Consider the following 9,852-nt stretch of genomic DNA (forward strand, 5'->3'; position numbering starts at 1 on the left):
TAAAACGAGGAATAGAGGGTTTTGCAAAGCCCTCATATAACTAACAACCAGTAACTAAAAATTGTCACATTCCGAACTCAGCGAACAAAATTTTAAACGGATCAGCCTGATCAACTGGGGATTGTGCTTTCCGCTCATCGTCCTTTTCGGATGGCCTTTTCTCTACCTGTGCAGCTACCTGCAAATTGACCGGATCTTTGCCTTCAGCGGGTCCTTCCTGTTTTCCCTGCCATTCCTGTTTACCATTCTTCACGGGCACGTAACCATGGCGCTTGGTGCTGCGCATCGTCACCACTACTATAACTGGCTGTTGGACAAACCCTATACCCACGGCTTATTCTTCCACGACATCTTTACCAAAACCCGTTTTCGCCTGGCACTGCTTGTCGCCAGCGGTATTCTTTTGGCATGGGGGTATTTCTGGAGTTAACATTTTATAGAGCCCTTTGCAAAACCGTTGTTTTTAAAGCCCTCTTATAGTGATTTTAGTTGAAAAAACGGTGATTTCTATCAATAAAAAACCTCCAGGATTCTAAAAACCCCGGAGGTTTAATAAAAGCCCGTACATGAGCCTGCGTTAATACGCCTTGCCGTTTCTAATCTCCTCAACCACACTCGGATCGAGCAGCGTAGAAGTATCTCCCAGATCGTCGGCTTCACCGGCGGCCACTTTGCGCAGAATACGGCGCATAATTTTCCCGGAACGCGTTTTGGGGAGTCCCGGTACAATCTGGATTTTATCCGGTTTGGCAATAGGACTGATAATTTTAGAAACCAGGTCGTGGATCTCCTTTTTAAAATCTTCGGCACTGGATACGCTGTTTTCGGTAATCATGAAGGCAAATACCCCCTCTCCCTTCACATCATGCGGATATCCAACGACAGCCGATTCCACGACCTTGGGATGCTCGTCAATGGCATTTTCAATTTCAGCCGTGCCCAGCCGGTGGCCGCTCACGTTCAACACGTCGTCTACCCGACCGGTGATGCGATAGTACCCATCCTCATCGCGCCGGCACCCGTCGCCGGTAAAGTAATATCCTTCATAGGGCGTAAAATAGGTTTCCATATACCGTTCATGTTCGCCCCATATGCCGCGGGTCATTCCGGGCCACGGCTGTTTGATTACCAAGTTCCCCTGCACGCCGTTGCCCTTGATCTCCTCGCCGTTTTCATCCACCAGTGCCGGCTCAATGCCCGGCAGCGGCAGGGTGGCATAACCCGGCTTGGTCGGGGTGATGCCCGCAAGCGGGGAAATCATGATGCCGCCGGTTTCGGTCTGCCACCAGGTGTCAACAATGGGACACTCGCCGTTCCCGATCTTGTCGTGATACCAGTGCCAGGCCTCCTCGTTGATCGGCTCCCCGACCGTTCCCAGAACTTTCAGGGAGCTGAGATCATACTTGTTCACGTATTCGATATCCTCCTTCATCAGCGCGCGGATAGCGGTTGGCGCCGTGTAAAAGTGAGTAACGTTGTATTTCTCCACTACTTCCCAGAATCGACCCGGGTCGGGATAGGTCGGCGTACCTTCAAATATAATGCTGGTATTCCCATTCAGCAGCGGCCCGTAGGTCACATATGAGTGCCCCGTAATCCATCCGGCGTCCGCCGTACACCAGTACACATCATTTTCTTCTACCTGGAATACATTCCGCATCGTGTAGCTGACATACACCATGTAGCCACCACACGTGTGGACCTGTCCTTTCGGCTTGCCCGTGGAGCCGGAAGTATACAGGATAAACAGCGGATCTTCTGCATCCATCTCCACCGCCTTGTGTTCTTTCGAGGCGTTGCGGATGAGCATGTGCCACCAGTGGTCGCGCCCTTCCACCCAGTCGATCTCGCGGTTGGTTCGCTGGCAGACGATCACTTTATCCACCGAGGGACACTCTTCCAGCGCTTCGTCTGAAATATCCTTCAGCGGTACGTGCTTGTCGCCCCGCCGCAACCCGTCATTTGTGATCAACATTTTGGCGTCACAGTCCTGGATGCGCTCGGCCAGCGACTGGGCCGAAAACCCGGCAAAAACGATGGAGTGAACGGCCCCGATCCGCGCACAGGCCAGGGCTGCAATAGCCAGTTCCGGGGTCATCGCCATATAGATTGCCACGCGGTCGCCTTTTCGTATGCCCTGCTCCTGCAGCACATTGGCAAACCGGCACACATCTTCGTGAAGCTGGCGGTAGGTGATCGTCCGGCGGAAAGAATCCGGGTGATTGGGTTCAAAAATAAAGGCGGGCTTGTTGCCCATCGTGCTCAGGTGCCGATCCAGGCAATTTTCGGTGATATTCATTTTGCCGCCTTCAAACCATTTGACGTTCCCCTCTTCAAAGCTGCCGCTGTGCGTTTTGTCCCAACGCTTGCGCCAGTAGAAGGTACCCGCTTCATGCTCCCAAAACGCTTCGGGATTTTTTATGCTTTCATCATAGACCTTCTTGTATTCCTCAAAAGATTTAATATTCAACCACATAGGTTCATCCCCTTGTTGCTAATTGAAATTTCGTTAAACTTTGGTTCTCGTATGTTAAATAATTTAAGATCAGAATCAAGTTTAAATACCCATTCTGTTTCAAAGAAAACACCGACTTTAATTGTTTTTACAGAAATTTGGAGGAAAGCTCGATTCCACGCTGAGGCTTGCCTTCGGCCCCTGCACCAGCAATTTCCTGCCACGCGATATTCGACGAGTTACTACATTGAGCTACAGTTAGCTATGACTCGCTATCTGGCGGTGATTCCTCATCAAAACCCCTGACTACCTGTGCGGGATACCGGATCTGTTCCACCATCTCCTGTACATCCTCCGGGGGGGTGGAGGTCAGCCGCGAAATGGTAAATGCGACCACGAGATTCACCAGGCCGGCAATGGTACCGAATCCTTCCGGTGAAATACCAAACCACCAGTCGGCCTCCGTTCCCCCTCCGAATCCGCCGAGCTTGTACTTGATCATGTAAAAAAGCATCAGCAAAATTCCTACAATCATACCGGTAATGGCCCCCTCCCGGTTCATTCTCTTGTCAAATATTCCGAGCAAGATAGCCGGGAAGAACGAAGCCGCAGCCAGCCCGAATGCAAGGGCCACGGTGGCAGCTACAAATCCGGGGGGATTGATTCCAAAATAGCCCGCCACGATGACCGCAAACCCGGCGGCCACCCGTGCCCACACCAGCTCCATCTTTTCAGAAATTGAGGGATATATCTGTTTCTTGATCAAGTCATGGGAAATACTGGTTGAGATAACAAGCAGCAGGCCCGCTGCCGTTGAAAGCGCGGCTGCCAGTCCACCGGCGGCGACCAGTCCCACCACCCAGCTGGGGAGATTGGCAATTTCCGGATTGGCCAGCACCATAATATCGCGATCGACGGTCAGTTCGTTGGCATTTTCGTCTGCCACGTACTGGATCTTGCCATCACTGTTTTTGTCTTCAAACTCGATGAGCCCGGTCTGCTCCCACGTGGTAAACCAGGCGGGTACCTCCGTATATTCGGTATTTGAGACCGTTTGAATCAAGTTGACGCGGGCAAAAGCGGCAATGGCTGGTGCCGTGGTATAGAGGATGGCGATAAAGAGCAATGCATAGCCTACCGACTTTCGTGCATCACGGACCTTGGGTACCGTAAAAAACCGTACAATCACGTGCGGGAGTCCGGCGGTCCCGATCATTAGTGCCAGCGTAATAGCAAATACGTCGATCATGGAACGCGTTCCGGAGGTATATTCCGAAAACCCGAGATCGGTATTAAGCTGATTAAGCTTTTCAAGCAGGTAGGTAGAGCTGTCGGCCAGTGTGCTCCCAAAGCCGATCTGGGGAATAAACACGCCCGTCAACTGGAAAGAGATAAAGAAGGCGGGAACCATGAATGCAAAAATGAGAATACAATACTGTGCCACCTGGGTGTAGGTGATCCCTTTCATTCCACCCAGTACGGCATAGGAAAACACAATCAACATACCGATGTAGACGCCTATATTCACCGGCACCTCCAGGAAACGGGCAAAGACGACGCCCACCCCGCGCATCTGGCCGGCCACGTAGGTAAAGGAGACGATAACAGCACAAATAACCGCAACGGTACGCGCCAGGTTCGAGTAATAGCGATCTCCGATAAAGTCGGGTACCGTAAATTTGCCAAATTTTCGGAGGTATGGTGCCAGCAGCAGTGCCAGGAGTACATAGCCGCCGGTCCATCCCATGAGGTACACGGCCCCGTCGTAGCCCATAAACGAAATCAGGCCAGCCATGGATATAAAGGAGGCGGCCGACATCCAGTCGGCGGCAGTAGCCATGCCATTGGCCAGGGGCGAAACACCGGTTCCGGCGATATAGAAATCACTGGTGGAACCGGCACGCGACCATACCGCGATGCCTACATACACTGCAAATGTGAGTCCGACTAATAAATAGGTCCATCCCTGAATTCCCATATTCTATCCTTAAATTTAAATAGCAGTTAGCAAATTTTCCTTTAAAAAGATCCTGCGACCTGTGCCCGGGAAGCTCGCTTATATCATTTCACTCGAGGTCGCAGTTTTGGGTAACGGTACCCGCGGATCTAAAGTCGGGCATCAATCCTCTTCATCCAGATCAAACTTTTTGTCCAGCCGGTTCATCAGCCAGACGTAGACGAAAATGAGCACCACAAACACGTAGATCGATCCCTGCTGGGCGAACCAGAACCCCAGTTTAAATCCACCAATCTGAATGGTATTGAGCGGTTCCACAAGCAGTATTCCAAAACCGAAAGAAACGACGAACCAGATCGACAACAGGATACCGACATATTTTAGATTGGCACGCCAGTATCCTTCCAAATGCTCCTTCTTTTCCATGCTGCTAATGCGTTGGTTTTATCATAGCTTATCCCCGTACAAGGCAGGATGCTGCCCTGCAATTATTCCAGTCTCCTAAATAATTGTGTTCGAGGAGTAAGTCAAATACCAAATCTGTTTCTGTCGCTGTTTTTTGCAACAGTTTATAAATTATATTTCGATCGTTTGCGTTAGTCCTCATTGAATGAAAAAACAAAAAAATGTCGAAGCAACATCCAGGGTTAAAGATTATTGAAACGTGGTTTGAAGAACGGGCCTGGGAACCGTTCAGTTACCAGCGGGAGGTCTGGAATAACGTATTATCCGGCCGTAACGGCTTACTCAACGCCCCGACCGGAAGCGGAAAAACCTATGCTCTGTGGATCCCGATCCTGATCCGGTGGATTAACGAACATCCCGAAACGTATCGCGAACTGACCGGCAACGGACTTCAGCTTTTGTGGATCACCCCGCTGCGGGCCCTGGCAAAAGATCTTGAACAGGCTCTCCAAACCGTGGTTGATGAACTGGGTATTCCCTGGGAGGTGGCACGCCGTACCGGGGACGTCTCCGCGTACAAAAAGAGAAAAATGAAACAGCAGATGCCCGAAGTCTTGATCACGACCCCGGAAAGCCTGCATATTCTGCTGGCGCAAAAAGGATATCCGACCTATTTTGAGGATCTGCAGGCGGTTGTAGTGGACGAATGGCATGAACTTTTGGGATCGAAGCGCGGCACGCAGGTAGAGCTGGGACTCTCCCGGCTGAAGCACCTCCAAAAAGAGCTCCAGATCTGGGGCATTTCCGCGACAATCGGCAACATTGACGAGGCATTGCAGGTTCTTTTGGGAGCTGATCACAACTCCGACTCCTCGGTTATCATCAAAGCGGACGTTGAAAAAAAGCTGGAGGTCCGTTCTGTGCTGCCCGATGATGTGGAAACATTCCCGTGGTCCGGGCATCTCGGTACCCGGCTGCTTCCAAAAGTATTGCCCATTATCAAGAAAAGCCACTCCACACTCATTTTCTGCAACACGCGTTCGCAGTCAGAGGTCTGGTTCCAGCAACTGCTGGAGGCCCAGCCGGAACTGGCAGGCTCTATCGCCCTCCACCACGGGTCCCTGGATCCCAAAATACGCTCATGGGTAGAAACTTCGCTGCATGAAGGAGCACTAAAAGCGGTGGTCTGTACTTCCAGCCTGGATCTGGGCGTAGACTTCACCCCGGTGGAGACGGTCATACAGGTGGGGAGTCCCAAGGGGGTGGCCCGTTTCCTGCAGCGCGCCGGGCGCAGCGGTCATCAACCCGGGGCTACGAGCCGAATCCATTTCGTTCCGACCAACGCTTTGGAACTGTTTGAAGCCGCTGCCCTTAAAACAGCCGCGCAAAACAGGACGGCCCTCGAAAGCCGGGATCCGATCCTTAAACCGTTCGATGTGCTTGTCCAGTACCTGGTCACCCTTGGAGTCTCGGAGGGCTTTCATCCCGGGCAGATTTTCTCAGAACTTAAAACAACCTTTGCCTACCAGGCGCTTTCCGAAAAGGAATGGAACTGGATAATGCAGTTTCTGACTACCGGCGGTAAATCCCTGACCCGTTACGACGAGTATTCAAAACTGGTTCAGGAAAAGGGGCTGTACAAAGTAACGGACCGAAAAATAAAGCGCCGCCACCGGATGTCGATCGGTACTATCACCAGCGATACCATGATGAAGGTGAAATATATGAAAGGAGCCACGCTGGGCCATATTGAGGAGTGGTTTATCACCAGACTTAACCCCGGTGATACATTCTGGTTTGCCGGTCGTGCAGTGGAATTGATCCGCACCAAAGACATGACGGCATATGTACGCCGTTCCAACGCCTCCAAAGCGATTGTCCCCAGCTGGATGGGCGGACGGATGTCGCTCTCTTCCAACATGTCAAAACTGCTGCGCCAAAAAATCCACGAAGCGATTGAAGGCACCTCCAAGGATATCGAGCTGACTGCCATACAACCTATTCTGAAGGTGCAAAACGACTGGTCGATGCTCCCGGATGAGGATGAGCTGGTCATCGAAAAAACATTCTCGGAGGAAGGCTGTCACCTGTTCTTCTTTCCATTTGAAGGTCGCTATGTTCATGAGGGGATGTCTGCACTGATTGCCTACCGGATCTCCCAAATGACCCCGATCACCTTCTCCATTGCGATGAACGACTACGGTTTCGAACTCCTCTCGGATCAGGATATCCCCATAGAAAAAGCGCTGAAGCAAAATCTTTTTTCAGACAAACAGTTGGTGGAAGACATTTTCTCCAGTCTCAATGACACCGAAATGGCCCGGCACCGCTTTCGGCAAATCTGCCAGATTTCAGGATTGATTTTCCCGGGATTTCCCGGTCAGAAAAAAACGGGAAGGCACCTTCAGATGTCATCGGGCCTCTTTTTCGATGTGTTTTCTGAATATGAACCCGACAACCTGCTCCTGCAACAAGCCTATGACGAGGTACTCTCCCACCAGCTGGATGAAGCGCGATTGCGCAGAGCCCTGAAGCGCATTCAGTCTCAAAAAATTACGCTGAAGAATACCAAAAAATTCACCCCGTTCGCCTTTCCCATTATGGTAGATCGGCTTCGTGAACGACTTACTTCAGAAAAACTGATTGACCAGGTTAAAAGAATGCAGGTTGAACTCGAGAACGAAGTTTGATTATGATCGATGTGGCAAATGCCCGAAAAATTCAGTTGCAGCAACAGTCAATGTGGCTGCTGCCGCAACACGCTCTCTTTTGGGAGGAAAAGCAGATATTGATGGTGGCCGACCTTCACCTGGGCAAAGCGGGACATTTTCGCAAAAACGGCATCCCCGTGCCTGGTCATCTCAACGTCTCCAACCTGGATCGGTTCGACCACCTGCTGGAATCGGTGGATGCTCGGCATCTCATTATGCTGGGCGACCTGTTCCACAGCCGAAAAAACCGGGAGTGGGATCATTTTTTTGAGTGGAGATCGCGCCATGCACGCCTCGAAATTACACTCGTCATGGGCAATCATGACATCCTGGAACACCAGGCGTACCACGCCTCGCACATCAACCTCTTTAACAAGCTACGAATCGGGCCGTTTTTACTTGTCCACGATCCCGAAACGCTGCAACGTCATGGTACTCGTCCCGGTTACCTGCTCAGCGGACATATTCATCCGGCTGTGAGACTGCGGGGCAAAGGTCGCCAATCAATGAAGTTGCCCTGTTTCTATTTTAGTGCAAACAAAGGAATTTTACCAGCATTCGGGGCCTTTACCGGTACGCATGTGGTAAAACCGGCCCCAAACGACCGGGTGTATGCCGTCGTTGAGGATCATATTTTACCTTTTGATAGGTCAAGCTGAACTACCGGTTGCAAGCATAAAATTCCATTCCAGGTTACCATTCAGAACTATGAAGCGGCGATCACCTGGCAGGAGATGAATACATCCCGTAGTTTCTAAACAAAAAAAAGATGTGTAAGTCAGATTGGCAAAAAATTTGTCTTGTGTGTCTTGTACAATTTTGGGATTTATGTCCATCCAGGCGGTATGACTACTGGCTGGATTTTCTCTTCACGCAGTGATGCAGGCGACTCAAAATCCGCGACTTCTTGGTTCGAACATTGGCCCCTGATATATCAAAATGGTCACTGGCCTGCTTTGTTGTTGCCTGCGGTTTATCTATAAAATATTTAATAAATCGTCTTGATTTGGGTCGCAGTTCCTGCAGGCACTCTCTGAGAATTACCTGCCGCTCTTCTTCCAGCAGGTTTTCATATTGTTCGGCCGGCTCCACCATGTGCTGTTCATGATCCTCAATTGGATGGTTAAATTTGTGCTTATCTTTTGCATAACGAATATATTCATGTTTGCACGCCCGGATCATATACATGAATATATATTTCTCCCTCCGAATATTATCCTTTCGGATCTGTTCCAATACATTTAATATCGCCTGGTGCACACACTCTTCCGCATCCTGCTCGGACGCACCCATCGTCACTTTCAGGTAATCGATCAAACGGGGAAGCAGCTCTTCGAGCAGCTCATTTGCTTTGGCCTCCCTATTTTCCTGTAAAGCGAAAACCAACTCTGAATAATCAACTCTGGAAGAACTCAATGGGATAAATCTCTACCTATTTCTGTTTTAGCTCCATAATTTGAAAAAACAGGGCTTTAAAAACCCGGGATTTTCCAGCGCCAGTCACCGAGCGTGTTCGAAACCACAATCTATTGTCTTTTTTTGAGAAATCCGCATTGTAAAAATACCGGGACCGGAAACCAACGATTTTGCACGCCCTTTAATATAAAGAAATAACTTGCCAGTGTTCCTTTCTTCAATAAAGATCTGTGCCTTCAGAATTCAGCATCTCAGGGGCGCGGCCAAAGCGACGTACTCATATTTTCAGATCCCGATTTAAGGGTTTTGCAAAACCAGGGGTTTTGGTCAGGGTCAACACCTGAACGGATTCGTAACCGGAGCTTAGACTCCATAAATGAGGATTTCGAATTCCCGGAAATACGGATATTCACGCCTGTCACCAAAAAACTGCAGACAACTATTGGGTTCTGCAAGAAATTCATAGCAATGAGGGCATTTACCTCGCCGAGAGTTATCAAAATTTATAAAATATTAAAACTCAAACAAACGCTAGATTCCTTTTGAAATTTAATTTATAATATAAACTGTAATAATAAAATAACATAATAATTTATGTTACCTACAAATTTTGTATTTATTTTAAAATTTATATTAGTCTAATAAATTGTTACAAAAGATATTTGCACACTTAAAAACCAAGAAGGCATATTTTTTTGTAACAATTACCTGAAAGATCACTCTTATTCTGATGGGAAGATTTACCTTCTTGTAAATAAGAACCTGCAAATAGATTTACTTTCGCAATCCATAATCCTAAAAAACAGCATAGTTATGAAGACCATCAAAACATTTGCCGCCAAAACATTCGCGTTCATCCTCATCCTCGGGACCGCCGCCGCGTGCGGATCCGTCACCGATGCCACCCT

At 49.3% G+C, this 9,852-nt stretch carries 7 protein-coding genes; 3 read left to right on the forward strand and 4 right to left on the reverse strand.

The features are described 5' to 3' along the window. The first annotated feature begins 61 nt into the window (after positions 1-61). Positions 62-430 (forward strand): hypothetical protein, encoded by a 369-nt coding sequence (locus tag ACG2E4_RS13165; RefSeq protein WP_395261616.1) that lies wholly within the window; start codon positions 62-64, stop codon positions 428-430. A 147-nt stretch (positions 431-577) separates the two neighbouring features. On the opposite strand, the gene acs is transcribed toward ACG2E4_RS13165, so the two are convergent. The 3 genes from acs to ACG2E4_RS13180 all read right to left on the reverse strand — a co-directional run bounded on the left by acs (position 578) and on the right by ACG2E4_RS13180 (position 4,838). Further along, positions 578-2,476, reverse strand: a complete 1,899-nt coding sequence (acs, locus tag ACG2E4_RS13170) for an acetate--CoA ligase (protein WP_395261615.1) — start codon at positions 2,474-2,476, stop codon at positions 578-580. A gap of 241 nt (positions 2,477-2,717) precedes the next feature. Beyond that, complete coding sequence (locus tag ACG2E4_RS13175; protein ID WP_395276846.1) at positions 2,718-4,433, reverse strand: sodium:solute symporter family protein; 1,716 nt, start codon at positions 4,431-4,433, stop codon at positions 2,718-2,720. A 141-nt stretch (positions 4,434-4,574) separates the two neighbouring features. Beyond that, the gene (locus tag ACG2E4_RS13180) at positions 4,575-4,838 is read right to left on the reverse strand and encodes a DUF4212 domain-containing protein (RefSeq protein WP_395261613.1); all 264 of its coding nucleotides are present in this window, start codon (positions 4,836-4,838) and stop codon (positions 4,575-4,577) included. A gap of 200 nt (positions 4,839-5,038) precedes the next feature. Here ACG2E4_RS13180 and ACG2E4_RS13185 point away from each other — a divergent pair, with 200 nt between their 5' ends. Together ACG2E4_RS13185 and pdeM are read left to right on the forward strand one after the other, a co-directional pair. Continuing rightward, positions 5,039-7,507 carry a ligase-associated DNA damage response DEXH box helicase gene (locus ACG2E4_RS13185; RefSeq protein ID WP_395276847.1) on the forward strand — a complete coding sequence of 823 codons (2,469 nt, stop codon included), beginning with the start codon at positions 5,039-5,041 and terminating at the stop codon, positions 7,505-7,507. Positions 7,508-7,509: 2 nt separating this feature from the next. Further along, positions 7,510-8,187: a ligase-associated DNA damage response endonuclease PdeM gene (gene pdeM / locus ACG2E4_RS13190; protein ID WP_395276848.1), complete on the forward strand. Its 678-nt coding sequence runs from the start codon at positions 7,510-7,512 to the stop codon at positions 8,185-8,187. 190 nt (positions 8,188-8,377) lie between these two features. On the opposite strand, the gene ACG2E4_RS13195 is transcribed toward pdeM, so the two are convergent. Beyond that, on the reverse strand, positions 8,378-8,914 hold the full coding sequence (locus tag ACG2E4_RS13195; protein ID WP_395276849.1) for an RNA polymerase sigma factor: 537 nt from the start codon (positions 8,912-8,914) through the stop codon (positions 8,378-8,380). Positions 8,915-9,852 lie beyond the last annotated feature (938 nt).

Source organism: Halalkalibaculum sp. DA384 (assembly GCF_043951955.1).
Lineage (GTDB): Bacteria > Bacteroidota > Rhodothermia > Balneolales > Balneolaceae > JAMQKA01.

Coding starts and splice junctions, on each gene's coding strand:
- ACG2E4_RS13185 (WP_395276847.1), top strand. CDS start 5,039: ATGTCGAAGCAACATCCAGGGTTAAAGATTATTGAAACGTGGTTTGAA.
- ACG2E4_RS13175 (WP_395276846.1), bottom strand. CDS start 4,433: ATGGGAATTCAGGGATGGACCTATTTATTAGTCGGACTCACATTTGCA.
- pdeM (WP_395276848.1), top strand. CDS start 7,510: ATGATCGATGTGGCAAATGCCCGAAAAATTCAGTTGCAGCAACAGTCA.
- acs (WP_395261615.1), bottom strand. CDS start 2,476: ATGTGGTTGAATATTAAATCTTTTGAGGAATACAAGAAGGTCTATGAT.
- ACG2E4_RS13180 (WP_395261613.1), bottom strand. CDS start 4,838: ATGGAAAAGAAGGAGCATTTGGAAGGATACTGGCGTGCCAATCTAAAA.